The organism is Kitasatospora sp. NPDC001683 (assembly GCF_053596495.1).
In genome coordinates, this window is the sequence record NZ_JBSFGK010000100.1 from 1 (window position 1) to 26,624 (window position 26,624).

The 26,624-nt window shown below is 72.6% G+C and carries 25 protein-coding genes and 1 riboswitch; of the genes, 9 read left to right on the top strand and 16 right to left on the bottom strand.

Annotation, left to right across the window (positions count from 1 at the left end; translation table 11 throughout):
• The first annotated feature begins 141 nt into the window (after positions 1–141).
• Positions 142–1,011 carry a hypothetical protein gene (locus tag ACWCYO_RS34140; protein WP_449786382.1) on the top strand — a complete coding sequence of 290 codons (870 nt, stop codon included), beginning with the start codon at positions 142–144 and terminating at the stop codon, positions 1,009–1,011.
• A 179-nt stretch (positions 1,012–1,190) separates the two neighbouring features.
• On the opposite strand, the gene ACWCYO_RS34145 is transcribed toward ACWCYO_RS34140, so the two are convergent.
• The 4 genes from ACWCYO_RS34145 to ACWCYO_RS34160 all read right to left on the bottom strand — a co-directional run bounded on the left by ACWCYO_RS34145 (position 1,191) and on the right by ACWCYO_RS34160 (position 4,436).
• On the bottom strand, positions 1,191–1,988 hold the full coding sequence (locus tag ACWCYO_RS34145) for a hypothetical protein (RefSeq protein ID WP_449786383.1): 798 nt from the start codon (positions 1,986–1,988) through the stop codon (positions 1,191–1,193).
• A gap of 80 nt (positions 1,989–2,068) precedes the next feature.
• The gene (locus ACWCYO_RS34150; RefSeq protein WP_449786394.1) at positions 2,069–3,118 is read right to left on the bottom strand and encodes a fatty acid desaturase family protein; all 1,050 of its coding nucleotides are present in this window, start codon (positions 3,116–3,118) and stop codon (positions 2,069–2,071) included.
• Between the two features lie 209 nt (positions 3,119–3,327).
• Positions 3,328–3,753 (bottom strand): VOC family protein, encoded by a 426-nt coding sequence (locus ACWCYO_RS34155; RefSeq protein ID WP_270144934.1) that lies wholly within the window; start codon positions 3,751–3,753, stop codon positions 3,328–3,330.
• 77 nt (positions 3,754–3,830) lie between these two features.
• The gene (locus tag ACWCYO_RS34160) at positions 3,831–4,436 is read right to left on the bottom strand and encodes a TetR/AcrR family transcriptional regulator (RefSeq protein WP_270144936.1); all 606 of its coding nucleotides are present in this window, start codon (positions 4,434–4,436) and stop codon (positions 3,831–3,833) included.
• A 54-nt stretch (positions 4,437–4,490) separates the two neighbouring features.
• Between ACWCYO_RS34160 and ACWCYO_RS34165 the strand changes: the two genes are divergently transcribed.
• Positions 4,491–5,363, top strand: coding sequence for an alpha/beta fold hydrolase (locus tag ACWCYO_RS34165; RefSeq protein ID WP_449786384.1), 873 nt, complete (start codon positions 4,491–4,493; stop codon positions 5,361–5,363).
• Between the two features lie 16 nt (positions 5,364–5,379).
• On the opposite strand, the gene ACWCYO_RS34170 is transcribed toward ACWCYO_RS34165, so the two are convergent.
• Positions 5,380–6,198, bottom strand: a complete 819-nt coding sequence (locus tag ACWCYO_RS34170) for a hypothetical protein (RefSeq protein ID WP_449786385.1) — start codon at positions 6,196–6,198, stop codon at positions 5,380–5,382.
• A gap of 190 nt (positions 6,199–6,388) precedes the next feature.
• On the opposite strand from ACWCYO_RS34170, the gene ACWCYO_RS34175 reads away from it, so the two are divergent.
• Positions 6,389–8,890 (top strand): helicase-associated domain-containing protein, encoded by a 2,502-nt coding sequence (locus tag ACWCYO_RS34175; protein ID WP_449786386.1) that lies wholly within the window; start codon positions 6,389–6,391, stop codon positions 8,888–8,890.
• A gap of 13 nt (positions 8,891–8,903) precedes the next feature.
• Here the strand turns inward: ACWCYO_RS34175 and ACWCYO_RS34180 are convergent, their stop codons facing one another.
• Complete coding sequence (locus ACWCYO_RS34180) at positions 8,904–9,155, bottom strand: hypothetical protein (protein WP_449786387.1); 252 nt, start codon at positions 9,153–9,155, stop codon at positions 8,904–8,906.
• 306 nt (positions 9,156–9,461) lie between these two features.
• Here ACWCYO_RS34180 and ACWCYO_RS34185 point away from each other — a divergent pair, with 306 nt between their 5' ends.
• Together ACWCYO_RS34185 and ACWCYO_RS34190 are read left to right on the top strand one after the other, a co-directional pair.
• Complete coding sequence (locus ACWCYO_RS34185) at positions 9,462–10,823, top strand: beta-propeller fold lactonase family protein (protein WP_449786388.1); 1,362 nt, start codon at positions 9,462–9,464, stop codon at positions 10,821–10,823.
• Between the two features lie 244 nt (positions 10,824–11,067).
• The gene (locus ACWCYO_RS34190) at positions 11,068–12,705 is read left to right on the top strand and encodes a DNA repair helicase XPB (RefSeq protein ID WP_449786389.1); all 1,638 of its coding nucleotides are present in this window, start codon (positions 11,068–11,070) and stop codon (positions 12,703–12,705) included.
• 6 nt (positions 12,706–12,711) lie between these two features.
• Here ACWCYO_RS34190 and ACWCYO_RS34195 read toward each other — a convergent pair whose 3' ends face one another.
• Positions 12,712–12,873 carry a hypothetical protein gene (locus ACWCYO_RS34195; RefSeq protein WP_270144948.1) on the bottom strand — a complete coding sequence of 54 codons (162 nt, stop codon included), beginning with the start codon at positions 12,871–12,873 and terminating at the stop codon, positions 12,712–12,714.
• 294 nt (positions 12,874–13,167) lie between these two features.
• Here ACWCYO_RS34195 and ACWCYO_RS34200 point away from each other — a divergent pair, with 294 nt between their 5' ends.
• Complete coding sequence (locus ACWCYO_RS34200) at positions 13,168–15,237, top strand: HelD family protein (protein ID WP_449786390.1); 2,070 nt, start codon at positions 13,168–13,170, stop codon at positions 15,235–15,237.
• Between the two features lie 44 nt (positions 15,238–15,281).
• Here the strand turns inward: ACWCYO_RS34200 and ACWCYO_RS34205 are convergent, their stop codons facing one another.
• The 3 genes from ACWCYO_RS34205 to ACWCYO_RS34215 form a co-directional block, all read right to left on the bottom strand.
• A complete protein-coding gene (locus ACWCYO_RS34205; protein ID WP_270144951.1) occupies positions 15,282–15,968 on the bottom strand; it encodes a copper homeostasis protein CutC in 687 nt (228 codons plus the stop codon).
• Between the two features lie 61 nt (positions 15,969–16,029).
• Positions 16,030–16,980, bottom strand: a complete 951-nt coding sequence (locus tag ACWCYO_RS34210) for a hypothetical protein (RefSeq protein WP_449786391.1) — start codon at positions 16,978–16,980, stop codon at positions 16,030–16,032.
• Positions 16,977–17,330 carry a PadR family transcriptional regulator gene (locus ACWCYO_RS34215; protein WP_270144955.1) on the bottom strand — a complete coding sequence of 118 codons (354 nt, stop codon included), beginning with the start codon at positions 17,328–17,330 and terminating at the stop codon, positions 16,977–16,979. The genes ACWCYO_RS34210 and ACWCYO_RS34215 overlap by 4 nt, the downstream gene beginning before the upstream one ends.
• 63 nt (positions 17,331–17,393) lie before the next feature.
• On the opposite strand from ACWCYO_RS34215, the gene ACWCYO_RS34220 reads away from it, so the two are divergent.
• On the top strand, positions 17,394–18,026 hold the full coding sequence (locus tag ACWCYO_RS34220; RefSeq protein ID WP_449786392.1) for an HD domain-containing protein: 633 nt from the start codon (positions 17,394–17,396) through the stop codon (positions 18,024–18,026).
• Here the strand turns inward: ACWCYO_RS34220 and ACWCYO_RS34225 are convergent.
• From ACWCYO_RS34225 to thrC, 5 genes are all read right to left on the bottom strand, one after another.
• Entirely contained in the window at positions 18,023–18,379 is a 357-nt protein-coding gene (locus ACWCYO_RS34225; RefSeq protein ID WP_270144959.1) for a hypothetical protein, read from the bottom strand. The genes ACWCYO_RS34220 and ACWCYO_RS34225 overlap by 4 nt on opposite strands.
• Before the next feature lie 113 nt (positions 18,380–18,492).
• Positions 18,493–20,115 (bottom strand): chaperonin GroEL, encoded by a 1,623-nt coding sequence (gene groL / locus ACWCYO_RS34230; RefSeq protein ID WP_270144962.1) that lies wholly within the window; start codon positions 20,113–20,115, stop codon positions 18,493–18,495.
• 368 nt (positions 20,116–20,483) lie between these two features.
• On the bottom strand, positions 20,484–20,687 hold the full coding sequence (locus tag ACWCYO_RS34235) for a cold-shock protein (RefSeq protein ID WP_030289665.1): 204 nt from the start codon (positions 20,685–20,687) through the stop codon (positions 20,484–20,486).
• A 582-nt stretch (positions 20,688–21,269) separates the two neighbouring features.
• Positions 21,270–21,548: a MoaD/ThiS family protein gene (locus ACWCYO_RS34240; RefSeq protein ID WP_449786393.1), complete on the bottom strand. Its 279-nt coding sequence runs from the start codon at positions 21,546–21,548 to the stop codon at positions 21,270–21,272.
• Positions 21,549–21,577: 29 nt separating this feature from the next.
• Positions 21,578–22,885 (bottom strand): threonine synthase, encoded by a 1,308-nt coding sequence (thrC, locus tag ACWCYO_RS34245; RefSeq protein ID WP_270144975.1) that lies wholly within the window; start codon positions 22,883–22,885, stop codon positions 21,578–21,580.
• Between the two features lie 17 nt (positions 22,886–22,902).
• Positions 22,903–23,038: riboswitch (SAM riboswitch) on the bottom strand.
• A 143-nt stretch (positions 23,039–23,181) separates the two neighbouring features.
• Between thrC and ACWCYO_RS34250 the strand changes: the two genes are divergently transcribed.
• Positions 23,182–24,186: a glucosyl-3-phosphoglycerate synthase gene (locus tag ACWCYO_RS34250; protein WP_270144977.1), complete on the top strand. Its 1,005-nt coding sequence runs from the start codon at positions 23,182–23,184 to the stop codon at positions 24,184–24,186.
• A gap of 38 nt (positions 24,187–24,224) precedes the next feature.
• The gene (locus tag ACWCYO_RS34255; protein WP_270144978.1) at positions 24,225–25,718 is read left to right on the top strand and encodes an alpha,alpha-trehalose-phosphate synthase (UDP-forming); all 1,494 of its coding nucleotides are present in this window, start codon (positions 24,225–24,227) and stop codon (positions 25,716–25,718) included.
• Here ACWCYO_RS34255 and otsB read toward each other — a convergent pair.
• On the bottom strand, positions 25,705–26,556 hold the full coding sequence (otsB, locus tag ACWCYO_RS34260; protein ID WP_270144980.1) for a trehalose-phosphatase: 852 nt from the start codon (positions 26,554–26,556) through the stop codon (positions 25,705–25,707). The genes ACWCYO_RS34255 and otsB overlap by 14 nt on opposite strands.
• Positions 26,557–26,624 lie beyond the last annotated feature (68 nt).

Sequence of the window (26,624 nt, forward strand, 5' to 3'; positions counted from 1 at the left end):
TGCAGATGTCGCAATCCACACCGAGCCAGAAGGCCCTCACTCATTTCAAGATCACCACGCCGTGAGCCCTGTCACCAACCTCCGTGGTCAGTACAGCTAGGCGGGCCCGAAGGGAGGCCCGATGAGTGCACGAGGAGCACGATGTCCCTGCAGACAAGCCGACGGACCCTGGCCGCCACCGTCGCCGCGATGACGGCAGCGGCCGGCCTGGTCGGCGTCGTCCCGTCCCAGGCAGCCCCGGTGGCGACCCGGGTACAGTGCCCCACCGACGATCTCCAGACGGCGATCAACGACGCCAGCGCCGGATCAACGCTGCTGGTGAGCGGCACCTGCACCGGCAACTTCGTCCTCACCAAAAACCTGACCATCAGGGGCGTCAGCGGCGCGACCCTCGACGGCAACCACAACGGCAGCGTCGTCGTGCTCTTCGCAGCGGCCCAGGTGACACTCACCGGCCTGACCATCACCAACGGCACCGGCGCCAACAACGGAGGCGGCATTTTCATGGACTCCGGCACCGCGCTGACGCTCGACCACTCCACCGTGACGGGCAACTCGGCCTCGTCAGGCGGAGGCATCGACAGCTTCAACAGCACGCTGACACTGGACCACTCCACCGTGACGAACAACTCCGCCACCTTCGGGGGCGGCGGCATCTCCACTTCCTTCGGCACGGCAACGCTGAAGAACTCCACGGTGAGCAACAACACGACGCCGGGCCAGGGCGGCGGCATCGAAGTCGGCACCAGCACGGTCAACCTGGACCACTCCCTGGTGGAGGGCAACAGCGCCAACGTCGGCGGAGGCATCATCAACGCGGGCGGTGGCAGCCCCAACAGCGGCACGGTGACGCTGACCTCGTCCACGGTCCAGAACAACACCGCACTCGGCGGCGGTGGCATCTACGAGGGCCTCAACGCCGGTCCCGTGACGCTGATCCGCTCCACGGTCATCAACAACACCCCCGACAACTGCGCACCCCCCGGGTCCGTCCCCGGCTGCACCGGCTGATCGCCCACGGCGCCCCGCCCGTCAAGCCGTGGAGCAGGAAGTCGGCCCCGCCGACTTCCTGCTCCACACCCCCCGCCGCACACACTCCGCCAGGCCCGCACTCGCCTGGTTGTCGAGAATCCGCTCCCACCGCAGCCCGTCCCGCCAGTCAGCCACCTGACCGGCCGGCCGGCTCCCGGCTATCGGGGGGCGTCCAGGCCCTTCTCCTCCGCGTACCTGGTCGTGAAACCCAGGACCACCACGTACCGGCCCTCGGCCGGCTTCATGACCTCGTTCGGCCGGACCGGCTGCCAGGTCAGGTACTCCGACCGGTGCTCGTCGTCGTTCCGGTACTGCCGGGTGCCGTGCTCCTGGTACCAGTCGTCCTCGCCGGGTTCCATGTAGTGCGACGGCGCCTTGCCCACATCGACCCGAAGCTCCGTCCGCACCGCTCTCCCGGCCCGCAGGTTGAACCGTACGGACGGGGCGATCGGCCGCGCCGCCGCCTGCGCCACCTCCTCCGGCGTCGCGTCGCGGGACGTCTGGTGCGCGTACTGGTCCGCCGCGACCAGGCCCTTCCACAGGTCGGCGCTCCGCCAGCCTTGGGCGTCCAGGTACCGGTCCAGGTCGGCCAGGCGCGCCCGGACGTCGCTCCCGTCGAAGGCCAGGTACACGTTCACGGTCCGCTGGCAGGCCGCTGGCGACCAGACGCCCGGGCTCATCAGCGCCACCATGTTGGTGCGATGCTCCGACTGGCAGACGTCCACCGTCGAACTGCCCAACTTCTCTGCCCACGGCAGCAGTTCGGGAAGCTTGCCGACCTGCCCGTCCATCAGCTCGGTCGCCGTCCGCCGGGCCTCGACGGTCTCCGGGGACTTCGCCAGCCCCGGGACGTCCGGCGGGTCCGGGATCGCCGTCGCGCTGTGGATCCCCCACCACAGCAGGCCGACGCCCGCGACCAGGACCACCGGCACCGCGAAGAGCACCGCAGCCAGCACCCGCCGAAACCCAACCCGTACCACGTCGGCTCCCCCAGCCTCGGTTGCGTACGGGCATCGTACGGGCTCGAACCCGCTGGTCAGCCCCCGGAGCGGATCGGCTCGCCCGTCCGGTGCAGATGGGCCAGGATCTCCCGGTACGAGCGGAGCAGGCCGGTCTCGTAGTACGGGATGCCCTTCTCCGCGCAGAACTCCCGGGTGATCCGGGCGGCCCGCCCGAGCACGGGGGTCGGCATGCTGGGGAAGAGGTGGTGCTCCACCTGGTAGTTGAGGCCGCCCATCACCGCGTCCAGGAGCAGGCCACCGCGCACGTTGCGCGAGGTGAGCACCTGGCGGCGCAGGAAGTCGAGCCGCATCTCCGGCGTCACCATCAGCATGCCCTTGTGGTTCGGGGCGAAGACGCAGCCCAGGTAGACGCCGAGCAGCGCCTGGTGCACGGCGAGGAAGGCGACCGCCTTGCCGAGCGGCAGAGCGGCGAAGACCAGGCCGGAGTAGGCCGCGAAGTGGACCACCAGCAGGACGCCCTCCAGCAGCGGGCGCTTCACCGCAGGGCTCCGCAGCGCGCGGAAGCTGTTGAAGCTGAGGTTGAGGCCCTCCAGCAGGAGCATCGGGAAGAACAGGTACGCCTGGCGGCGGCCGATGAACCGGGCGAGGCCGCTCGCCTGCCGGGCCTGCCGCTGCGACCACACGACGAGGTCCGGGGAGACGTCCGGGTCCCGGGTCTCGTGGTTGGGATTGGCGTGGTGGCGGGTGTGCTTGTTCATCCACCAGCCGTAGCTCATGCCCATCAGCAGGTTGGCGGCGATCCGGCCGCCGACCTCGCTCGGCAGGCGCCGGCTGAACACCTGGCGGTGCGCCAGGTCGTGGGAGAGCAGGCCGACCTGGGCGAACACCCCGGCCATCACGGCGGCCAGGGCGAGCTGCCACCAGGTGTCGCCCAGCGCGAACAGGGCCCACCAGGCGTCCAGGAACGCGAAGAGCACCAGTCCGGCGCGCACGGCGTAATACACCGGGCGCCGGTCGAGCAGTCCCTCGGCGGCTATCCGGCGGCTCAGCTGGGCGAAGTCGCTGCCGCCGCCGTCCGGCTGCGGGGCGGCGGCCCGCAGGATCTCGGGAGCGGGCTTGGTCATCGTCACGGGCTGTGTGGGCATGCCCCGAGTCTGGCCAACCGGGCGGGCCCGAAGAACGGGGAAAGCACCCGTCCCGTACGGGTGTTAGCCCCCGGCCCCGGACGGGTGCCCCCCTCCCGGCGCGGCCCGTCACCCGGTGCCGGCAGGAGGCGCCGGAGCAGGACGTCGGACCCGCCGACTTCCTGCTCCTGAGCAGCCCACCGTGTGCCTCAGCCCTGCCAGGCGGCGCGCTGGCGGAGGGAGATGCGGTTGCCGTCCGGGTCCACGGCCTCGATGCGGATGCCGAAGCCGTAGTCCTCCGGTTCGGACTGCTCGAAGACCACGCCGCGCTCGCGCAGCACCTCGAAGTCCGCCCGCAGGTCGTCCGACTCAAGGAAGACCGGGCCGGGCGCGTCCCCTCCGGGCTGGCGCCCGGCGGGCTGCCCCGCGGCCGGGGCGTGCGACCACAGGACGATCTCCAGCGGGTTGCCCGGGGCTGCCACGGTCAGGAAGCGGCCGTCGGGGCCCGGGTAGTCGACGCGCTTCTCCAGGCCAAGCCGGTCGGTGTAGAACTCCAGGGCGCGGTCCTGGTCGGTGACGTAGACCGTCACGTACATGATGTTCGTCAGCATCTCGCCGTCGTCCCTTCGTGTCATCGGTGGTGCTCACTGCTCCACTGCTCCACCGACGGATCGCGCGGGGCGAATGTGACACGGACGGCGCGCGAATGTGGTCAGTGATCGCGCGGTGGCCGGAAGAGCTCGTCCAGGTGGTGGGTGAGGATCGCCAACGCCTGCTCGCCATCCCGTTGTCCGCCCAGGACGCTGGAGCCGAGCCCGTTGACCATCGCCAGCAGTCCGGCGGCCGCCAGCTCGACGTCCCGCTCCGGCGCGATCGCCCCGGCCTCCTGCGCCGCGCGCAGCTGCTTGGCCACGAAGCCCTCCAGTACGACGGGCGGCTGCGCGGCCTGCTTCTCCAGCACCTCGGGGTCGCTGAGGACCAGCGCGTAGTACGCCGCGTACGTCCGGGTGATCCGGCGGCTCTCGGCATCGGTCGGCAGGATGCAGGACAGGACCGCCGTCACCACCTCCCGCGGGGCCCGGGCCTCGCCGATCCAGCGTTCCATCCGGGCCTGGAGCTGGGTGCCGAGCCGGGCCAGGGCGTCGAGCAGCAAGCCCTGCTTGGTCGTGAAGTAGTACTGCACGAGGCGCAGCGAGACGCCCGCCTCGGTCGCGACCGCGCGCATGCTGGCCGACTGCAGGCCCTCGGTGTCCGCGATGCGCAGCAGGGCCTCGGCGATCTGCCGCCGCCGCTCCTCATGGTCGACCTTCTCTGCCACGGTCCGCCTCCTTCTCTTGGTACACACGTATCATGCATGTGATACACCTGTACCATGCGAATCAGCGAGTTCAAGAACGGCAAGGCCGAATCCCGCTTCCGCACCGCGTACGAGCACGCGCTCACCCAGCTCTGGCCGGGACCGCGCACCCCGCTCGACGTCCCGACCCGCTTCGGCACCACCCGCGTCCACCGCACCGGCCCCGACCACGGGCAGCCGATCGTGCTGCTCCCCGGCTCCGGCGGCAACGCCCTGATGTGGCACACGTACGTCGAGCGCCTCGCCGCACACCACCCCGTCCTCGCCGTGGACACCGTCGGCGAACCCGGCGCCAGCGTGCAGAGCGCCCCGATCTCGGACGGCCACGACGCCGCCGACTGGCTGGAGGAACTGCTCGCCGCCCTCGACGTCCCGGCCGCCCACCTGGTCGGCTGCTCCTATGGCGGCTGGATCGCCCTCCACCACCAGATCCGCCACCCCGGACGGACCGCCGCCCTCACCCTGGTCGACCCGGCGGGCCTCGCCGACGTCGGACGGCGCTTCTACACCTGGCTCATCCTCGGCGGCCTCGCCGCCCTTGCACCGCGCCCGCTCCGGCCCCGACTGGCAAAGGCCGTCGACAACAGCGCCATCCTGGACACCGAGTTGATGGTCCTGATGCGCGCCTCGATGGGATTCCGCCGCCGACTGCCCCCGGCCACCACCCTCGGCGACGAGCAACTGAGCCGCCTCAGCACCCCCGCGCTCTTCCTGCTCGGCGAGCGCAGCGCCCTGCACGACGCCACGGCCGTCTCCGAGCGACTGCACCGGCTCGCCCCGGCCGCCCGGGTCGAGGTCGTCCCCGGCGCCGGGCACGCGCTGCCCACCGACGACCCGGCCGCCGTCCTCGCCGGAATCCTCGGCATGGCGGCCCAGCAGGGCGATTGAGGGCCGAGCGGCTGACTCACCCCTGCTGCGGTGGGCGGCGGCGCATGCTCAGCAGGAACAGCACCACCGCCGTCAGGACGGCGGCCGTGCGCAGCACGCCCGGCGCCATGGACCAGCTGAACTGGCCCAGCGGGGAGCCGGGTTGGACCGCACCTCCGGCACCGCCCCCGGCGGCCTGCTTGGCGCGGTTCATCGCGAACAGGGTGGTCGCGCTCATCGTCGCCAGCGGGATCCCGAGGATCACGAACTTGCGCATGAAATCGGAGAGTTGACGGGTCAGATAGCCGAGGCCCCAGCCCGCCAGCATGGCCGGGAAGAAACCGGACACCGCACCGCCGACCAGCAGGCCGCAGGACAGCAGGATCAGCGGGGACGGCCGGCGGGCGCCCTTGGCCGGACCGGCCGCCCCGGCGGGCGCGGCCTTGGCCTTCACCTTCCGCTGCCGCTTCGGGTTCGACGGCTTCGCCCCGGCCGCCGGCTCGACCGGCTGCTGCTGCGCCGTCTCCTCGGCCGCGCGCTGCTCGGGCACCGGTCTCGGCGCGGGCTGCGGCGCGTCCGAGAAGTCGAGCATCGTCATCGTCCACGGGCTCGAACTCTGCACCGTCGGCGGCGGGATCACCCCCGAGCCTTCCGACGGACCGGCGACGCCCGGCAGGTCCAGCGACACGTTCGGGATGCCGCCGCCCGATGCGCCGGAAGCGGCCGGGGGACCGTACACGCGGTCCTCGGCCGGCCCGCCGGCCGTCTCCCCCTCGGCCCCCGGAACGGACGCACCCGACGACCCCGCCCGCTCGCTCCACGGCCCGCTCTTGCGCCACCACTCGCCGTCCGTCATCACCGACACCCCGCCTCGCCCGGCCCGCCCATGGACATGCAGAGCGCGGCCGCCCACCGAACCGCCCTCCGCCGTGACGGTACCCACCGTGCCCCGCCCGCGCGAGTCCGAGCCGAACACCGCCGTCCACCGGCGCAGCCCGCCGCACGAGCGCACCCCGCCGTCCGTGCTCCCGACTAACCTAGGTCGAATGACCACACAGCAGGGCCCCCAACGCCAAGGTAGGACGCCCGCCGGCCCCCGCACCCTCGCCGAGGAGCTGCGCGCCCGCCCCGACGACGCGCTCGCCGCCCTGCTCCGGTCCCGCCCCGACCTGCTGAACCCCGTCCCCGGCGACCTCACCCAGCTGTCCGCCCGGCTCTCCTCGCGCGCCTCCGCGCTGCGCGCCCTGGAACGGCTCGACCGGTTCACCCTGCAGGTCGCCGAGGCGCTGGCGACCGCCCCGGACGGCACCGGCCTGACCACCGTACGGACCCTGCTGACCGGCCCGGCCAAGGTCAAGCCGCACCCCGGCGCCACCCCGCTCACCCCGGCCGACCGCTCCGCCGTCGCCGCCGCCCTCCCCCGCGCCATCGCCACCCTGCGCGATCGGGCGCTGCTCTGGGGCCCGGACAACGGCCTACGGCTGGTCCTCGCCGTCCGCGAGGCGCTCGCCCCGACCGCCGCCAACCCCGGCCGCACCGGCCTCGGCCCCACCCTCGCCGAGGCCACCACCGGCATGTCCCCGGCCCGGCTGCAGCAGCTGCTCGCCTCCGCCGGGCAGCCCGCCACCCCCGACCCGGTCACCGCCGTCGCCGCCCTGACCGCCCTGCTCACCGACCGCGCCCGCTGCGCCGCCCTGCTGGAGACCGCCCCCGAGGCCGCGCTGCGGCTGCTGGACCGGCTGGTCTGGGGCCCGCCCACCGGCACCGTCCCGGACGCCACCCGCCCGGTCACCGCCGAGGACGCGCAGAGCCCGGTCGAATGGCTGCTCGCCCGCGGCCTGCTGCTGCCGACCAGCCCGGGCAGCGTCGTGCTGCCCCGCGAACTGGCCCTGCACCTGCGCGGCGGCCGCACCCACCGCACCGTCGAACCGCTCCCTCCCGAGCCCGCGCCCGCCGCCGCCCCGCGCGATCCACAGGCTGTGGACAGCACCTCGGCCGGCCAGGCGCACACCGCCGTCAAGACCGTCGAGGAACTGCTGGAGACCTGGGGCCTCACCCCGCCGCCCACCCTGCGGGCCGGCGGCCTCGGCGTACGGGACCTCAAGCGCGCCGCCCAGGCCCTGGAGACCACCGAGCAGCAGGCCGCCTTCTGGCTCGAACTCGCCTACACCGCGGGCCTGCTGGCCCCCGACGGCGAAGTCGACGAGTGCTGGGCGCCGACCCCCGGGTACGACAGCTGGCTGCAGCTGGACACCGCCGAGCGCTGGTCCGTCCTGGCCGCCGCCTGGCTCGCCGCCACCCGCGTCCCCGCCCTCACCGGCACCCCGGACAACAAGGGCAAGCCGCGCGCCGCCCTCGGCCCCGAACTCGACCGCACCCTCGCCCCGTCGGTGCGCCGCGCCACGCTCGCCCTGCTCGCCGAACTCCCGCCCGGCACCCCGGCCACCGCCGAGGAACTGCTGCCCACCCTGCGCTGGCAGCGCCCGCTGCGCGGCGGCCCGACCGGCCCGGACGGCCGCGAGCTGCGCGACGACCTCACCACCTGGACCCTCGCCGAGGCCGAACTCCTCGGCATCACCGGCCGCGGCGCCCTCGCCGCCCCCGGCCGCGCCCTGCTCACCGCCGAGTCCGACCCGGCCGAGGTGCTCGCCCCGCTGCTGCCGCAGCCACTGGACCACGTGATCCTCCAGCCGGACCTCACCGCGATCGCCCCCGGCCCGCTGCTCACCCCGCTCGCCCAGGCGCTCGCGCTCTGCGCCGACATCGAGTCCAAGGGCGGCGCCACCGTCTACCGGTTCAGCCCGACCTCCGTCCGCCGCGCCCTGGACGCCGGCCGCACCGCCGCCGACCTGCAGACCTTCCTGGCCCAGCACAGCCGCACGCCCGTGCCCCAGCCGCTCACCTACCTGATCGACGACGTCGCCCGGCGCCACGGCATCCTGCGGGTCGGCGCCGCCTCCTCCTACCTGCGCTGCGACGACCCCGCACTGCTGAACGAGGTGCTCGCCGACCGCCGCGCCGCCGACCTGCGGCTACGGCTGCTCGCCCCCACCGTCCTCGCCTCCCAGGCCGCCCCGGACGTCCTGCTCGCCGCCCTGCGCACCATGGGCTACGCACCGGCCGCCGAATCCGCCGAGGGCGACGTCCTGATCACCCGCCCGGACAGCCACCGCACCCCGCCCCGCACCGCCCCCACGCCCGTCCCCGACGGCCCGCCCACGCCCGACGACACCCTCCTCGCCGCCGCCATCAAGGCCATCCGGGCCGGCGACCGCGCCGCCACCGCCACCCGCCGCGAACCCACCCCGGACCCGCGCCAACTCCCCCGCACCGCCGCCGCCGAGACCCTCGCCGCCCTCCAGACGGCCGTCCTCCTCGGCGAACGCATGTGGATCGGCTACCTCAACGCCGAGGGCATCGCCAGCCAGCGCATCATCGACCCGGTCAAGGTCGAAGGCGGCTTCGTCACCGCCTTCGACCACCACGCCGACGAACTGCGCACCTTCGCCCTCCACCGCATCACCGGCGTCGCCGAACTGGACGAATAGCGCACACGGCCCGTCAGTGCCCCTGCGACTCCTTCATCTTCTCCTTGACGGCCTGGTCCGCCAGGCTGCCGATCTGCCCCTGCCCGACCGGCAGTTCGCCCCCGGTGACGGTGTCCGCGAGCAGGAACCCGGGCGTGGCGAGCAGCCCGCCCGGCCCCTCCCCGATGCCCGCCAGGGCGTGGGCGGAACCGGCCGAGGAGGCGGTGGCCGCGAAGGCCGTGCCCATCAGGGCGAGGGCGGTGAGAACGCGCTTCGAGGTCTTCATGACCTGCTCAACGAGCGGGTACGGACCGTGGTCACTCGGGGCGATCCCTCGTTCGGCCGCCGCGAGGGCGTGTCGCGCTGACCATCCGTCAATGCGACGTATACATCGTTCGTTCCTGCTTTTTCACAGTTCACGGCTCCGCGTCCCACCGCAGCTCGCGGTGGGGCGCGGGGCCGTGGCGCCGGTTGTGAGGAGAGAGCGATGCGTCTGGCCCGTCCACACGATTCCGCGGGTGAGCCCGCACGTCGCGGTCCGGAGTCCGAAAGCAGTGGGCCTCGGCCCGGGCCGTGGGTGCGGGTGCGGGCCGTGGCGGCGGGACTGGCCCTGACGGCCGGGTTGGCCCTGCCGGTGCTGGCCCCGTCCCCGGCCATGGCCGCCACGGGCCAGCAGGGCTACGTCGACAACCCCGGCGCCAACACGGTGACGGTGTTCAACACCACCACCAACACCGTCACCACGACCATCCCCGTCGGCACCAGACCGGTGGCTGTAGCGGTGACCCCGAACGGCCTGCACGCCTACGTCGCCAACCGCAGCTCGGACAACGTGTCGGTGATCGACACCACCACCAACACCGTCACCACCACGATCCCCCTGCCCGCCGGTGACTCCCCGCAGGATGTGGCGATCGCCCCGAACGGGCTGCACGCCTATCTCCCCAACTTCGGCACGAGCACCCTGTCGGTGATCGACACCACCACCAACACGGTCACCACCGACATCCCCCTGGCCTCCGGCAGCGATCCGCGGTTCATCGCGATCACGCCGGACAGCTCCCATGTCTACGTCACCGAGCTCAGCCTTGGCCAGGTACAGGTGGTCGACACCACCACCAACACCGTCACCGCCACCATCCCCGGCTTCACCCAGCCGTCGGGCATCACGATCACCCCGAACGGCCTGCACGCCTACGTCGACGACTTCTCCGCGAACACCGTGTCGGTGATCGACACCGGCACCAACACCGTGGTGGGCCCCGCGATCCCCGTCGGCAACAACCCGTACGGCAACGCGATCACCCCGGACGGCCACCAGGTCTACGTCGGCAATGTCGCCGACGGCACCGTGTCGGTGATCGACACCACCAGCAACACCGTCACCGCCACTGTCCCCGTCGGCACCAGCCCCTACAAGCTCGGGATGAACCCCGACGGCAAACACGTCTACGTCGGCAACTTCTCCTCGAACACCGTGTCGGTGATCGACACCACCACCAACACCGTCACCGCCACCATCCCCGTCACCGGGCCGTTCGGTATCGCGATCACCCCGGTCCCCGCGGGGCCCGCCCTGACCATCACCAAGACCCACACCGGCAACTTCACCGCGGGCAGGACAGGCACCTACACCATCACCGTCGGCAACAACGGGACGGCCCCCACCGACGGCACCACGGTCACCATGAAGGACACCCTCCCGGCCGGACTCACCGCCACCAGCATCACCGGCAGGGGATGGCGCTGCACCCTGAGGACCCTGACCTGCACCCGCAGCGACGTCCTCAACCCCAGGAACACCTACCCGCCCATCACGCTGCGGGTCCGCGTCGCCCGCACCGCCACCGGCACCCTCACCAACACCGCCATGGTCAGCGGAGGCGGCGACGGCACCGCCACCGCCACCGACCCCACCGTCATCGACCCCTGCGACGACCACCACCACTGGTGACCGCAACGCTCCAACCACCCGGCCCACGGGACCGGCACATCTGAACAGTCGAACGCTTCGCCGACATCCACGCTCGACCCCGACGAGCGTGGATGTCGGCGTATCGGGGCCGCCCGCTGCGGACGACGCGGCGGCCGGTCGACCAACGGCAGTCCGAAGGAGCCCACCCACGTACCGCCCGGGATGAGCGACACTGGAGGGTCTGCGTCAATCCAGCCTGTCAGCCAGTGGAGGGCTCCCCCGCGTGAACGACGGACCGCTCATCGTCCAGAGCGACAAAACTCTTCTCCTGGAGATCGACCACCCCAAGGCCGCCGACTGCCGCCGCGCCATCGCGCCGTTCGCCGAGTTGGAGCGGGCGCCCGAGCACGTGCACACGTACCGGGTGACGCCGCTCGGGCTGTGGAACGCGCGGGCGGCCGGGCACGACGCCGAGCAGGTGGTGGACGCCCTGGTGACGTACTCGCGCTACCCGGTGCCGCACGCGCTGCTGGTGGACGTGGCGGACACCATGGGCCGGTACGGGCGGCTCCAGCTGGTCAAGCACCCCACCCACGGGCTGGTGCTGACCACCACCGACCGCCCGGTGCTGGAGGAGGTGCTGCGCTCCAAGAAGATCGTCCCGCTGGTCGGCGCCCGGGTCGACCCGGACACCGTGGTGGTGCACCCCTCCGAGCGCGGGCAGATCAAGCAGGTGCTGCTCAAACTCGGCTGGCCCGCCGAGGACTTCGCCGGGTACGTGGACGGCGAGGCGCACCCGATCGACCTGGACGAGGACGGCTGGCAGCTGCGCCCGTACCAGGCACAGGCGGTCGAGGGCTTCTGGCACGGCGGCTCGGGCGTGGTCGTGCTGCCCTGCGGCGCCGGCAAGACGCTGGTCGGCGCGGCCGCGATGGCGCACGCCAAGTCGACCACGCTGATCCTGGTCACCAACACCGTCTCGGCCCGCCAGTGGAAGCACGAGCTGGTCAAGCGCACCTCGCTGACCGAGGACGAGATCGGCGAGTACAGCGGGACGAAGAAGGAGATCCGCCCGGTCACCATCGCCACCTACCAGGTGATGACCACCAAGCGGAAGGGCGTGTACGCGCACCTGGAGCTGTTCGACGCCCGCAACTGGGGCCTGGTGGTCTACGACGAGGTGCACCTGCTGCCCGCGCCGGTGTTCAAGTTCACCGCCGACCTCCAGGCCCGCCGCCGGCTCGGCCTGACCGCCACCCTGGTGCGCGAGGACGGCCGCGAGGGCGACGTGTTCAGCCTGATCGGCCCGAAGCGCTTCGACGCCCCGTGGAAGGAGATCGAGGCGCAGGGCTACATCGCGCCCGCCGACTGCTGCGAGGTGCGGGTCACCCTCACCGACTCCGAGCGGCTCGCCTACGCCACCGCCGAGCCGGAGGAGCGCTACCGCTTCTGCGCGACCACCGCGACCAAGCGGCGGGTGGTGGAGGCGCTGGTGAAGAAGCACGAGAAGGACCAGACGCTGATCATCGGCCAGTACATCGACCAGTTGGACGAGCTCGGGGAGGTCCTGGACGCCCCGGTGATCAAGGGCGAGACCAGCAACGCCCAGCGCGAGAAGCTCTTCGACGCCTTCCGGAACAAGGAGATCAGCGTCCTGGTGGTCTCCAAGGTCGCGAACTTCTCGATCGACCTGCCCGAGGCGACGGTCGCCATCCAGGTCTCCGGGACCTTCGGCTCCCGCCAGGAGGAGGCCCAGCGCCTCGGCCGCGTCCTGCGCCCCAAGGCGGACGGGCACGCGGCGCACTTCTACTCGGTGGTCGCCCGCGACACCGTGGACCAGGACTTCGCCGCCCACCGGCAGCGCTTCCTGGCCGAGCAGGGCTACGCGTACCGGATCATCGACGCGGACGACGTGCTGTAAGGCGTTTCAGTACCGGACACCGTCGCGCCCGAGGAAGATCACCCGCGCGGCGGTGTCCAGCGCGATGCCGACGTTGCGGAGAACGGTGCCCAGCGGGTTGCGGTGGCGGCCCTGGACGGCGGTCGCGCCGGCCGGGCCCGGACGGGGGGTGGTGTTCTCACTGCTCATGTCTTCAACGGTAGGCACCCGACCGGCCCACGGCATCACTCCAAAGGCCGCATCCAGCGAGGCGGCCGTCCTCCTCCAGGTGTACGGCAGCCCCGAGACCTGCGGGGCTGGAACCCTGAGACGGACGGGTCTAAGATCGTCCGTCTGCCCCCTCCCGAACCGTGGTACCTGACGGTGTCCGTCCCGCAGGCAGCCGGGGGAGGCGCCGACCGCACGGCAACCGGTCGGCCGTACACCACCGTGAGCTCCATCGATCCGCTGCGCCCGCCACCGGGGCAGCCGGGAAGGTTCGCTGTGCCCGCCACCCCCACCACCGACCCCCTCCAGCGCGAACGCGACCACCTGGCCGCGTCCCGGTCCGCGCTGCGAGCGATGCGCGAGGACGTCGAGTCGCTCGACCTGCGCGACGTGACCGGCACCTGGGTGTCCGCCGTCATCCTCCAGAACCAGATCGAGGCCAGGATCGCCGCCCTGGCCGACCTCTCCGACACCCCGCTGTTCTTCGGCCGCCTCGACTACCTGCACGCGGTCAGCGAGGAACTGAGCGAGGGCGGAGGTGGGGAGAGCTTCTACATCGGCCGCCGCCACGTGCACGACGCCGACGGCGACCCGATGGTGATCGACTGGCGCGCGCCGGTCTCCCAGCCCTTCTACCGGGCCAGCCGCGCCGAGCCGATGGACGTCGAGCGCCGCCGCCGCTTCGGCTACACCGGCGGCGAACTCACCGCCTACGAGGACGAACACCTCACCGACCCGGCCGCAGAGACATTTTCCGGCTCCGCCGGGGGGTCCACCACCTCCGCCCTGCTCGCCGCCGAGATCGAGAAGCCCCGCGTCGGCCCGATGCGCGACATCGTCGCCACCATCCAGCCCGAGCAGGACGAGATCGTCCGCTCCGACATCACGGGCACCATCTGCGTCCAGGGGGCGCCCGGCACCGGGAAGACCGCGGTCGGCCTGCACCGCGTCGCCTACCTGCTGTACGCCCACCGCGAGCGCCTGGCCCGGACCGGGACCCTGGTGATCGGCCCGAACAACGCCTTCCTCTCCTACATCGAACAGGTGCTGCCCGCCCTCGGCGAGCTGGAGGTCGCCCAGGCCACCGTGCAGCAGCTGGTCGCCCACGTCGAGGTGAAGGGCGAGGACGACCCGGAGGCGGCCCGGCTGAAGGGCGACGCCCGGATGGCCGAGGTGCTGCGCCGGGCGGTGCGGGCGGGCATCACGCTGCCCACCGAGCCCTGCGTGGTGGTCCGCGGCTCCCGCCGCTGGCGCGTCCCGGTGTACGAACTGGTCGAGATCATCGAGGAGTTGAAGGGCCGCGAGGTCCGCTACGGCGCCGCCCGGGACGCCCTGCCGCAGCGCATCGCGCACGCCGTGCTGCTGAAGATGGAGCAGGGCGGCGAGGCCCCGGACGACCGGGTGCAGGACGCGGTGGCCCGCAACAGCGCGGTCAAGGCCGTGGTCAAGGAGTGCTGGCCGGCCGTCGACCCGGCCAAGCTGGTGCTGCGGCTGCTCTCCGACCCGGAGTTCCTGGCCGAGTGCGCCGAGGGAATCCTCACCCCCGAGGAGCAGCGGGCGGTGCTGTGGCCCAAGCCCGGCCGCTCGGTGAAGACCGCCCGCTGGACGCCGGCCGACGCCGTCCTGGTGGACGAGGCGACCGACCTGGTGCAGCGCACGCCCTCGCTCGGGCACGTGGTGCTGGACGAGGCCCAGGACCTCTCCCCGATGCAGTACCGCGCGGTCGGCCGCCGCTGCACCACCGGCTCGGCGACCGTCCTCGGCGACCTCGCCCAGGGCACCACCCCCTGGGCGACGGCGAGTTGGCCGGACGCGCTGCACCACCTGGGCAAGCCGGACGCGCACGTGGAGGAGCTGACCAAGGGCTTCCGGGTGCCCGAGGAGGTCATCACGTACGCCTCCCGGCTGCTGCCCGCGATCGCCCCCGGCCTGGCACCGGCGACCTCGGTCCGCGACGCCCCCGGCTCGCTGGTGATCCGCCGGATCACCGAGTGGGAGCAGGCCGTCCTGGACGCCTGCCGGGAGGCGCTGGAGAACGAGGGCTCGACCGGTCTGATCGCCGCCGACGCCCGGATCCCGCAGCTCGCCGAGCTGCTCACCGCGGCCGGGCTGCCGTACCTCTCCCCCGGCACCGAGACCAGCACCGAGGCCCGGCTGACCCTCGTGCCGGCCTCGCTGGCCAAGGGTCTGGAGTACGACTACGTGGTGCTGGACGAGCCGGCCGCGGTGATCGCCGGCGAGCCGGACGAGCGGACCGGCCTGCGCCGGCTGTACGTGGCGCTCACCCGTGCGGTCTCCGGCCTGACGGTGCTGCACAGCGAGCCGCTGCCCGAGCAGTTGCGCTGACGCCGAAGGGCCGGTCCCGAGGACCGGCCCTTCACGTACAGCACTCAGGCGTCGATCAGCGCCCGCCACTCGGCGACCTTGGCCTCGTCGACGGGCGTCCGCCAGCCGTCGGCCCGCACCGCGCCGCCGACGTGGAAGGCGTCGAAGCCCTCCGCCCGCAGCTCCTCGAGGTGCTCGGCCCGCAGACCGCCGCCGATCAGGATCCGCTGGGTGTACCCGGGCCCGCCCGCGCGGGCCAGCTCGGCGGCCAGCACCTCGCGCCCGGCGTCCACCCCGGCGGCCGCGCCGGAGGTGAGGAAGGTGTCCAGCCCGGGCAGCGCGCCGACGGCGGCGCGCAGGGCGGCCCGGTCGGCGCTGTGGTCGATCGCCCGGTGGAAGGTCCAGCGGCAGCCGGCGATCGCCTCGGCGACGGCCGTGGTGGCGGCCAGGTCGACGGCGCCCGCGGCGTCGAGGAAGCCGAGGACGAACTCCTCGGCCCCCTCGGCCCGCAGCGCGCCGGCCCGGGCGCACAGCTCGTCCAGGTCGCCGGGGGCGAAGCCGTCCCGGATCCGGAGCATGACGCGCAGCGGGATGCCGACGGCGGCCCGGATCCGGGCGAAGTCCTCGACGGACGGGGTGAGTCCGTCGGCGGCCATGTCGGTGACCAGTTCGAGCCGGTCGGCGCCGCCCGACTCGGCAGCCTGGGCGTCCTGGGGCGTCAGCGCGATGACTTCGAGAATTGGTCTAGACATGTGGGACAGCCTGCCACATCCGGCCGCCCCCGGCGAGACCGCACCCCCGCTCTCCGTCCCCTCAGGCCAACTGCCGCCCGCCCGGCCCTGACGGACCCTTCCGGCGGCCCACCACGGCCAGCACGACCGCCACCACGACCGTCAGCCCGGCCATCGGCAGCAGCTTCCAGGCACCGCCCTCCTGCTGCCACAGCGCGGGGAGGTTGACACTGAACGCCCACGGCAGCGCGGCGAGCCCGGGAACCGCCACCAGGTACCAGCCGCGCACCGCCGTCAGGGTCATCAACAGCGGCACGACGATCATCAGCGCGCGCCACGGCGCGGCCAAGTGGTGCCAACTGCTGGAGAAGTTGGTCGAGATCGACACCGTCGGGGCGAGCATCGCCGCCGCCAGCACCAGACCCCGCTCGCGCCAGGTCGGCACCGGCAGGGCGTCCTTCGGCGCCGCCAGCAACACCAGGGACCAGAGCAGGAACGGCCCGGACCACTGGAACTCGAAGAGGACGTCCCAGAACGGCTGGCGCGCGTACGGGTACGTCAACGGCTGCACGATGGCCGCGATCGCCGCCAGCGCCGTGACCCCGGCCAGCAGCTTCGCCACCGTCCACCGCCCGAGCAGCACCGCCCCGGCGGAGAGCACCGCGGACCCGACCAGCGCCCAGTGGGCGAGGAAGAACGCCAGCGCCCCGAGGTGGCGCGGCACTTGCTGCCAGCCGCGGGGCGCGTCCAGGTACTCCAGCACCGCGTACACCGCCGCCGTCCCGCCCACCGCCCCGACCACCAGCGGCGCGGCCAGCGCCGCCAGCCGCCCGCCGGTGGACGTCGAGGTCAGCCCGGTCCGCATCCGCAGCCCGTAGGCGCCCAGGTCGAACAGCTCACGGGCCTTGGCCACCGGCCCGGCCCCGGCGGTCGTGTCGGCGAAGACCACGGCCAGCTCGTCCCCGCGCTCGCGGCGGTACCGCCCCGGGTACAGCGCCAGCGCCGTACGGACGGCAACAGTCGAATCGGTCATGCCAAGGCCCCCCTGACCTTCGGACTGACAACGGCGACGGACAGCCGCCGCTCGGCCTCGGCGGCCACGGCCCGCAGCCGCTCGGCCTCGGTGGCCAGCGCACCCCGACCGGCGTCGGTCAGCGCATAGGTGCGCCGGGCGCGGCCGTCCACCACCTCCTCGGCGGCGACCTCGATCAGGCCCTGGCCGAGCAGCCGGTCGAGCGCGCCGTAGAGCGTGCCGGTGCGCATCTTGACCCGGCCGTCCGAGATCGCGGCGATCTCCTGGATGAGCGCGTAACCGTGTCTCGGAGCATCGGCCAGCGCGGTGAGCAGAAGCAGCGTCGGCTCCTGCATGGAGCGTTCTGTCATGCGTCTACATATATCGCTGACCGGCATATCCCGTCCACCCGAACCAGCCGACAGAATGTGCCCATGCCGACCGAGGACCTGCTCACCGCCTGGACCGCCCTGCTCAACCGCTGCGGCGCCACCGACGGCCCCGAACCGTACGGACGGGAGCTGCTGCGCCGCTGGTCCGAGCCGCAACGCCGCTACCACACCCCTGAGCACCTGCGCGCGGTCCTGCGGCGCGTCGACGACCTCGCCGACCACGCCGCCGACCCGGACGCCGTCCGGCTCGCCGCCTGGTTCCACGACGCCGTCTACCGCCCCGACCGCACCGAGAACGAGGAGCGCAGCGCCGCCCTCGCCGTCCGCGCGCTGACCACCGCCGGACTGCCCGCCGAACGCGTCGCCGAGGTCGAACGGCTCGTCCTGCTCACCCTCACCCACGACCCGGCCCCCGGCGACCGCAACGGCGAGGTGCTCTGCGACGCGGACCTCGCCGTCCTCGGCGGCACCCCCGAGGCGTACGCGGCCTACGCGGCCGCCGTCCGCGAGGAGTACGGCTTCGTCCCGGAACCGGACTTCCGCGCCGGCCGGGCCGCCGTCCTGCGCAGGCTCCTGGCGCTCCCGGCCCTCTACCGCACCCCCACCGCCCACCAGCGCCACACCGCGCCCGCCCGCGCCAACCTGACGGCCGAGCTCGAGCGGCTCGAGGACTAGACCAACTCCCCCACCGGCGCCACCGCCACGCCCCGCTTGCCGCACACCCAGTGCGGCTCCGGCCCCAGCTCGGGCTCCACGCCCAGCGCGTGCGGGTCCCCGTCGGCCGCGCAGGCGGTGCACAGCGGCCACCGCCCGTACGCCTCCAGCAGCGCGTCCTGGACGTCCTGGGCGACCAGCCCGAGCACGTACTCGGTGCCGTCCGGCCACTGCTCCAGCCACCAGCGGCGGTGGGTGACGGCCTGCTCCACCAGCGAGACGACGGCGGCGTCCGCCACGTCCCGCGCGGTGAGGTCGGCCAGGATCAGTGCCCGCGCGTTGTGCAGGGCGGTCTCGATGTCGTCGGAAGCCATCCGCCCATTCTCCCGCGAAACGCCGACCGCCCGGAAACGCCGCGTGGGCGGCCCCCCGAAGGGGACCGCCCACGCGGACGAGGAGTCAACCGACCCGATCGAAGCGATCAGGATCAGAAGTCCATGTCACCGCCCGGCATGCCGCCGCCGGCGGCCGCGGCGGCCTTCTCCGGCTTGTCAGCGATGACGGCCTCGGTGGTGAGGAACAGCGCCGCGATGGAGGCGGCGTTCTGCAGCGCGGAGCGGGTGACCTTGGCCGGGTCGATGATGCCCTCGGCGACCAGGTCGACGTACTCGTTGGTGGCGGCGTTCAAGCCGTGACCGGCGGGGAGGTTGCGCACCTTCTCCACCACGACGCCACCCTCGAGGCCGGCGTTGGTCGCGATCTGCTTGATCGGGGCCTCGAGCGCGACCTTGACGATGTTGGCACCGGTGGCCTCGTCGCCGTCCAGCTCGAGCTTGTCGAAGGCGACACCGGCCTGCAGCAGGGCGACGCCACCACCGGCGACGATGCCCTCCTCGACGGCGGCCTTGGCGTTGCGGACGGCGTCCTCGATGCGGTGCTTGCGCTCCTTGAGCTCCACCTCGGTGGCCGCGCCGGCCTTGATGACGGCCACGCCGCCGGCCAGCTTGGCGAGGCGCTCCTGGAGCTTCTCGCGGTCGTAGTCCGAGTCGCTGTTCTCGATCTCGGCGCGGATCTGGTTCACGCGACCGGCGACCTGCTCGCTGTCGCCGCCACCGTCGACGATGGTGGTCTCGTCCTTGGTGATGACCACCTTGCGGGCGGTGCCCAGCAGGTCGATGCCGGCGTTCTCCAGCTTGAGGCCGACCTCCTCGGAGATCACGGTGCCACCGGTGAGGATGGCGATGTCGCCGAGCATGGCCTTGCGGCGGTCGCCGAAGCCCGGGGCCTTGACGGCGACGGACTTGAAGGTGCCGCGGATCTTGTTCACGACCAGGGTCGACAGGGCCTCGCCCTCGACGTCCTCGGCGATGATGACGAGCGGCTTGCCGCTCTGCATGACCTTCTCCAGCAGCGGGAGCAGGTCCTTGACCGAGCCGATCTTGGAGTTGGCGATGAGGATGTACGGGTCCTCGAAGGTCGCCTCCATGCGCTCCAGGTCGGTGGCGAAGTAGGCGGAGATGTAGCCCTTGTCGAAGCGCATGCCCTCGGTGAGCTCGAGCTCCAGGCCGAAGGTGTTGCTCTCCTCGACGGTGATGACGCCTTCCTTGCCGACCTTGTCCATGGCCTCGGCGATCAGCTCGCCGATCTGGGTGTCAGCGGCGGAGATGGAGGCGGTGGAGGCGATCTGCTCCTTGGTCTCCACGTCCTTGGCCTGGGCCAGCAGCTGGTCCGAGACGGCGGCGACGGCCTTCTCGATGCCGCGCTTCAGAGCCATCGGGTTGGCGCCGGCGGCGACGTTGCGCAGACCCTCGCGAACCAGGGCCTGGGCGAGCACGGTGGCGGTGGTGGTGCCGTCACCCGCGACGTCGTCCGTCTTCTTGGCGACCTCCTTGACGAGCTCCGCGCCGATCTTCTCGTACGGGTCCTCGAGCTCGATCTCCTTGGCGATGGAGACACCGTCGTTGGTGATCGTGGGGGCGCCCCACTTCTTCTCCAGCACGACGTTGCGACCCTTGGGGCCGAGCGTGACCTTCACTGCGTCGGCGAGCTGGTTCATGCCACGCTCAAGGCCGCGGCGAGCTTCCTCATCAAAGGCGATGATCTTGGCCATCTGAAGTGGTCCTCCGGGACACGGTCGACTGCTCGGACCAAGGGGTGCCCGCGACGGACGGCCCTGGTGTGCGGGGGTCCATTCCCCTACCGCTCCCGGGGGCCTCACCGACCCGGTCCGCTGTCACTCTCACGCTGTGAGTGCTAACGCCAATGATTAGCACTCCGGGTGGTCGAGTGCAAGCCCAATCGCCAACCCGCGAGCCGCCGTCCGGGCCCGCGCCGGTGCCCGTCCGGGCCCGCGCGGGAACGCGAACGGGCCCGCGCGGGAACGCGAACGGGCCCGTACGACGCGTGTCGTACGGGCCCGTCGAGAAGCGAGTGGTCCACCAGCCGTGGGCCGCGCCGAGCTCCTGGAGCCGGAAGGGGTCAGACCGCCGCGCGGACCATGTCCGCCTGCGGGCCCTTCTGTCCCTGGGAGATCTCGAACTCGACCCGCTGGCCCTCCTCGAGGGTGCGGTAGCCGTCCATCTGGATCGCGCTGTAGTGGACGAAGACGTCCGCACCACCGTCGACCGCGATGAAGCCGTAGCCCTTCTCCGCGTTGAACCACTTGACGGTGCCCTGAGCCATTCCGAACTCCCCTAGTGCTGTGCTGGCCCTTCACGGGCCCGCAGGTCGCGGGCCCGGGTCTGGTTTGGAGGCCGGCCCGGGGAACCCCCCCTGAGCGCAGCCGTGCACGCCGCAATCCTCCGCACGGGAACACCGGAAGGCTTCCGTGAGCGGGCGATTACGTCGACCGCCGCTGAATGTATCCGGATCGACGCCCTCTGCAACAGGGCCAATCGCCGGGAATTCCTCGCCCCCGCCAAGAGACAAGACCGAGCAAAACGGAAGGAAGTCGGCATTCCACGCCGGACATAGCGGACGAATTACCCAAATGCCCGCAGGAATTCTGACATCGGCCTGACATGTTTCACGGCCCGGTCCCCGGGCCCGTCCCAGCCTCCGGACGACCTCCGGCGAAGCACCCCGCGGGCCGGAAGGGAAGCCCTTTTCCCAGCAGAGCCACACTCTACTCCGACTTGACCCGGAAATATTCCCGCCGAAAATGCAGGCGGCCGCCCGCACCTACGGAGAGTGGAATTCCGTAGGTGCGGGCGGCCGGGAAGCCGTTCGAAGCGGGTCAGGAGGGCCGGGAGCGGCCGGAACGGCTCAGCAGCCGCCGGCCACCGCCGGAATGATCGAGACGCTGGCGCCGTCCTTGATCGCGGTACCCAGGCCTTCGGCGAACCGCACGTCGTCGTCGTTCACGTACACGTTCACGAAGCGGCGCAGCTTGCCCGTGTCGTCCAGGATGCGGGCGGAGATGCCCGCGTGGTTCTCCTCCAGGTCGGCGATGACCTCGGCCAGGGTGGAGCCCTCGGCGGTCACCTCGGCGGCGCCGCCGGTGTAGGTGCGCAGGATGGTGGGGATGCGGACGTTGGCGCTCATGGCTCTCCTAGCGGGGGGGTGGGGGTGGTTCAGGCGGACGCGAGGCCGGCGGCGCGGAAGGAGTCCAGCGTCGGGCTGATGACGGCGGTCATCCCGGCCCCGGAGACGGCGTCCAGCGTCTTCAGGCCGTCGCCGGTGTTGATCGCGACGGTCTCCTTGGCCGGGTCCAGCTGACCGGTCTCGACCAGCTTCTTCAGCACGCCGACCGTCACCCCGCCCGCGGTCTCGGCGAAGACGCCCTCGGTCCGGGCCAGCAGCCGGATCGCCGCCACGACCTCCGCGTCCGTGACGTCCTCGACCGCGCCGCCCGTCCGACGGGCGATGTCCAGCACGTACGGGCCGTCCGCCGGGTTGCCGATCGCCAGCGACTTGGCGATGGTGTCCGGCTTCACCGGCTTGATCACGTCGCGGCCGGCCTTGAACGCCGCCGACACCGGCGAGCAGCCCGCCGCCTGGGCCCCGAAGATCCGGTACGGCCGGTCCTCCACCAGACCCAGCTTGATCAGCTCCTGCAGCCCCTTGTCGATCTTCGTCAGCTGCGAGCCCGAGGCGATCGGGATGACGATCTGCTCCGGCAGCCGCCAGCCCAGCTGCTCGCAGATCTCGTACGCCAGCGTCTTGGAGCCCTCGCCGTAGTACGGCCGCAGGTTGACGTTGACGAAACCCCAGCCCTCGCCGGCCGGGTCCCCGATCAGCTCCGAGCAGAAGCGGTTCACGTCGTCGTAGTTGCCCTCGATGCCCACCAGCTCGCCGCCGTACACCCCGGCCATCACGACCTTGCCCTGCTCCAGGTCGTGCGGGATGAACACGCAGGAGCGGAACCCGGCCCGGGCCGCCGCCGCGCCCACCGCACCGGCCAGGTTGCCGGTCGAGGAGCAGGACAGCGTGGTGTAGCCGAACGCCCGGGCGGCCTCGATCGCGCAGGCCACCACCCGGTCCTTGAACGAGTGCGTCGGGTTGCCGGAGTCGTCCTTCACGTGCAGCTGCGCGGTGAACCCGAGCTCCCGCCCCAGGTTGTCCGCCTTCACCAGCGGGGTCCAGCCGGGGTTCAGATTGGGCTTGGAAGCCACGTCGGCCGGCACCGGCAGCAGCGGCGCGTAGCGCCAGATCGACGCGGGACCGGACTCGATCCGCTTGCGCAGCTCCTCGGCGCGCTCGCTGCCGAACTCGTAGGCGATCTCCAGCGGCCCGAAGCACTCCAGGCAGGCGAAGTTCGGGCCGAGCGGGAAGCGGGTGCCGCACTCCCGACAGGACAGCGCGGCGGCGGGGCCGAGGTCGACGGGTGGGAGTCCCCCCGGCCGAAGGCTGGGGGAGGGTGCGACGGTGTCGATAGCCATGATGGCGGAGGCCTCTCTCCTCATCTTCCCCGTGGCGCGGTCGCGCCACGGGCCGGAATTGGCACCTGTCCCGCCGGGGCCTGTCGACGACAGCCGAGCGAGAAGGTTGCCGGGACGTCAACGGGCCGTTCCCTCAGTCCCTCTGGATGAGCATGTGAAGTTATGGTTCAGCGGCGACCCCGGCGTGCAAAGGTCCGACCGCTGTACGAAGACTGTATCCGAAGGCGTCCAACCCGAAAGGGACCGTCCGCCAAGCGAGATGGCCCGTTCCACCTATCCCGCCGAGGAGAGTCACCGTGCCCGCCGAACCGACCCCCGCACTCCTCCCGCAGGCGGCGTCCTGGCTCCGCCGCCGCTCGTGGAGCGCGGCCGACCGGCCGGTGCACACCCTGCTGGAGGCCAAGCAGCGCACCGGCCGCACCGTCACCGTCGTCCTCCCCGCCCTCGACGAGGAGGCCACCGTCGGCGACATCGTCCGGACCATCCGCCGCGAGCTGGTCGAGCGGATCCCCCTCGTCGACGAACTCGTCGTGGTCGACTCCGGCTCCACCGACGCCACCGCCGCGGTCGCCGCCGAGGCGGGCGCCCGGGTGGAGCACCGCGACGCGATACTCCCCCGGCTGCCCGCCGTCCCCGGCAAGGGCGAGGTGCTCTGGCGCTCGCTGCTGGTCACCCACGGCGACATCGTCTGCTTCGTGGACGCCGACCTGCGCGAGTTCGACCCGGCCTTCGTCTCCGGCATCGTCGGCCCGCTGCTGACCGACGAGAACCTCCAGCTGGTCAAGGCCATGTACGACCGCCCCCTGGAGACCGAGAGCGGCGCGATCGTCCCGGCGGGCGGCGGCCGGGTCACCGAACTCGTCGCCCGCCCCCTGCTCAACCTCCACTGGCCCGAACTCGCCGGTTTCGTCCAGCCCCTCGGCGGCGAGTACGCGGCCCGCCGCTCACTGCTCGAACGGCTGCCCTTCCCCACCGGCTACGGCGTCGAACTCGGCCTGCTGGTCGACGCGTTGGAACTGGCCGGGCTGGACGCCCTGGCCCAGGTCGACGTCGGCGTCCGGCACCACCGCCACCAGGACGGCCAGGCCCTCGGCCGGATGGCCGCCACCATCTACCGCACCGCCCTCGAACGCCTCGACCGCACCCACCGCCTCAAGGCCTCCGCCGACCTGGTCCACCCCCACCTCACCCAGTTCACCCGCGACCCGGAGACCCGCGCCTTCACCGCCCACACCCACCCCGTGACGGCCCTGGAGCGCCCCCCGATGCACACCGTGCCCGAGTACGCCGCCCGACATTGAAACGTTTGCCACGCCGACCCCCCGGCAACGTACCAACCATGGGCGATCTCACGACCGAACGTTCGAGTGTGACCGGCACCGCCCCCGTCCTGGTGGCCTCCAACCGGGGACCGGTGTCGTTCAGCACCTCCGACGACGGCACGCTGACCCTGCGCCGCGGCGGCGGAGGCCTGGTCTCCGGCCTCTCCGCGATCGACGACCCCCACGCCGTCTGGGTCTGCGCCGCCCTCGGCGACGCCGACCGCCGGGCCGCGAGAGAAGCCCCCGACGGCCGCCTCGACCTGGCCGGCCACGAGGTCGGCAGCCAGGCCGTCCGGATGCTGGACATCGACCCGCAGACCTTCGCCCGCGCCTACAACGGCGTCGCCAACTCCACCCTGTGGTTCGTCCACCACCTGCTCTACGCGACCCCCACCGCGCCCTCCTTCGACGCCGGCTTCCGCACCGAGTGGGCCGCCTACCAGGCGTACAACACCGCCTTCGCCGAGGCCCTGGCCGCCGAAGCCGCCCCGAACGCCGCGGTCCTGGTCCAGGACTACCACCTCTCCCTCGTCCCGGCCCTGCTCCGCGAGACCCGGCCCGACCTGCGGATCGGCCACTTCTCCCACACCCCCTGGGCCCCGCCCGAGTACTACCGGCTGCTGCCCGACGACGTCGCCCGCGCCGTGCTCACCGGCATCCTCGGCGCCGACCGGGCCGGCTTCCTCACCGAACGCTGGGCCCGCGCCTTCGCCGCCTGCTGCGAGGACCTCCTCGGGGCGACCGTCGACCACAAGGAGCTCACCGTCACCCTCCCCCAGCCTTCGGCCGGGGGGACCCCCATCGGCCGCACCACCCGGCTCGGCGTCCACGCCCTCGGCGCCGACGCCGACTTCCTCCGCGAGCGCGCCCACCGCCCCGACGTCGACGAACGCCTCGCCGCCCTCCGTACGGCCGTCGGCGACCGCCGCACCATCGTCCGGGTCGACCGCACCGAGCTGAGCAAGAACATCGTCCGCGGCCTCCAGGCCTACCGGCACCTGCTCCGCACCCGCCCCGAGTGGCACGACCGGGTGGTCCACATCGCCTTCGCCTACCCGTCCCGCACCGACCTCGCCGAGTACCGCGACTACACCGCCGCCGTCCGGCGCCTCGCCGACGAGATCGACGAGGAATTCGCCACCCCCACCTGGCAACCGCTGATCCTGCACGTCAACGACGACTTCCCGCGCTCCCTGGCCGCCTACCGCCTGGCCGACGTCGCCCTGGTCAACCCGATCCGGGACGGCATGAACCTGGTCGCCAAGGAGGTCCCGGTGGTCTCCGACCGCGGCTGCGCCCTCGTCCTCTCCCGCGAGGCCGGCGCCCACTCCGAGCTGGGCGACGACGCCCTCACCGTCAACCCCTACGACGTCATCGCCACCGCCGAGGCGCTGCACACCGGTCTCAGCATGAGCCCGGAGGAACGCGCCGAGCGCACCAAGCGCCTCGCCGCCGCGGCCACCGCGCTCCCCCCGCAACAGTGGTTCCTCGACCAGCTCAACGAGCTCTGACCGCCTCCCCCAAGGCGGCCAACAGCTCCACCACGCCCTCGGGCCCGTCGACCACCAGATCCGCCCGGTCGGCGAGCTCGCGCACCGGCGCGTCCCCCACCGTCCCGGCGCACACCAGCAGCCCCGCCAAACCCTGCCCGCGCAGCTTCTCCACCGCCGCGAAGGCCGCCACGTCCCCCAGGTCGTCCCCCGCGTAGAGCACCGACCGCGCCCCGCGCTCGCGCAGGAAGCCGGTCAGCGCCGCCCCCTTGTCCACTCCCGGCGGCCGCAGCTCCAGCACCAGCCGCCCGGGCTCCACCACCAGCCCGTACTCGGCGGCCAAGTCCGCCACCGGCGCCCGCAACAGCTCCAACGCCACCTCCGGCGCCCCCGTGCGCCGGGTGTGCACCGCCACCGAGCGCCCCTTGTCCTCCACCCACGTCCCCTCGGGCGCCCCCACCCGCTCCAACACCCCCGGCAACGCCGCCCGCACCCCCGCGACCCCCGGATGCACCTCCGGCGCCGTCACCACACCCCCCTCCCACCGCTCGGCCCCGTAGTGCCCCAGCACCACCAGCCCCGGCACCCCCGCGAACCCCCCGTACTCCGCCGCCAACCCCGCCGGCCGCCCGGTCACCACCACCAACGCCCCGACCACCGGCGCCAACCCCCGCAACGCCCCCACCACCCCAGGATGCGCCCGCGCCGCACTCGGATCCGCCACGATCGGCGCCAAGGTCCCGTCGAAATCCAGCGCGACCACCGCCTCCCCCGGCGCCGCCAGAATCGCCCGCAACCCATCCCACCCGGCATCCGTGGCCGGCACGACCATCTCGTCAAAACCCATACCACCCCCCATACCCCCGCCTCCCCCCCGGCCGCACCGCGTTCCAGCGCGACCGCGCCCGGGTGCTGCACACCGCCGCG

Excerpts from the sequence above, each read along its gene's own strand:
- ACWCYO_RS34140 (WP_449786382.1), top strand. The coding sequence starts at position 142 with ATGTCCCTGCAGACAAGCCGACGGACCCTGGCCGCCACCGTCGCCGCG.
- ACWCYO_RS34150 (WP_449786394.1), bottom strand. The coding sequence starts at position 3,118 with ATGACCAAGCCCGCTCCCGAGATCCTGCGGGCCGCCGCCCCGCAGCCG.
- ACWCYO_RS34155 (WP_270144934.1), bottom strand. The coding sequence starts at position 3,753 with ATGACACGAAGGGACGACGGCGAGATGCTGACGAACATCATGTACGTG.
- ACWCYO_RS34165 (WP_449786384.1), top strand. The coding sequence starts at position 4,491 with ATGCGAATCAGCGAGTTCAAGAACGGCAAGGCCGAATCCCGCTTCCGC.
- ACWCYO_RS34170 (WP_449786385.1), bottom strand. The coding sequence starts at position 6,198 with ATGACGGACGGCGAGTGGTGGCGCAAGAGCGGGCCGTGGAGCGAGCGG.
- ACWCYO_RS34175 (WP_449786386.1), top strand. The coding sequence starts at position 6,389 with ATGACCACACAGCAGGGCCCCCAACGCCAAGGTAGGACGCCCGCCGGC.
- ACWCYO_RS34180 (WP_449786387.1), bottom strand. The coding sequence starts at position 9,155 with ATGAAGACCTCGAAGCGCGTTCTCACCGCCCTCGCCCTGATGGGCACG.
- ACWCYO_RS34195 (WP_270144948.1), bottom strand. The coding sequence starts at position 12,873 with ATGAGCAGTGAGAACACCACCCCCCGTCCGGGCCCGGCCGGCGCGACC.
- ACWCYO_RS34205 (WP_270144951.1), bottom strand. The coding sequence starts at position 15,968 with ATGTCTAGACCAATTCTCGAAGTCATCGCGCTGACGCCCCAGGACGCC.
- ACWCYO_RS34210 (WP_449786391.1), bottom strand. The coding sequence starts at position 16,980 with ATGACCGATTCGACTGTTGCCGTCCGTACGGCGCTGGCGCTGTACCCG.
- ACWCYO_RS34215 (WP_270144955.1), bottom strand. The coding sequence starts at position 17,330 with ATGACAGAACGCTCCATGCAGGAGCCGACGCTGCTTCTGCTCACCGCG.
- ACWCYO_RS34220 (WP_449786392.1), top strand. The coding sequence starts at position 17,394 with ATGCCGACCGAGGACCTGCTCACCGCCTGGACCGCCCTGCTCAACCGC.
- ACWCYO_RS34225 (WP_270144959.1), bottom strand. The coding sequence starts at position 18,379 with ATGGCTTCCGACGACATCGAGACCGCCCTGCACAACGCGCGGGCACTG.
- groL (WP_270144962.1), bottom strand. The coding sequence starts at position 20,115 with ATGGCCAAGATCATCGCCTTTGATGAGGAAGCTCGCCGCGGCCTTGAG.
- ACWCYO_RS34235 (WP_030289665.1), bottom strand. The coding sequence starts at position 20,687 with ATGGCTCAGGGCACCGTCAAGTGGTTCAACGCGGAGAAGGGCTACGGC.
- ACWCYO_RS34240 (WP_449786393.1), bottom strand. The coding sequence starts at position 21,548 with ATGAGCGCCAACGTCCGCATCCCCACCATCCTGCGCACCTACACCGGC.
- thrC (WP_270144975.1), bottom strand. The coding sequence starts at position 22,885 with ATGGCTATCGACACCGTCGCACCCTCCCCCAGCCTTCGGCCGGGGGGA.
- ACWCYO_RS34255 (WP_270144978.1), top strand. The coding sequence starts at position 24,225 with ATGGGCGATCTCACGACCGAACGTTCGAGTGTGACCGGCACCGCCCCC.
- otsB (WP_270144980.1), bottom strand. The coding sequence starts at position 26,556 with ATGGGGGGTGGTATGGGTTTTGACGAGATGGTCGTGCCGGCCACGGAT.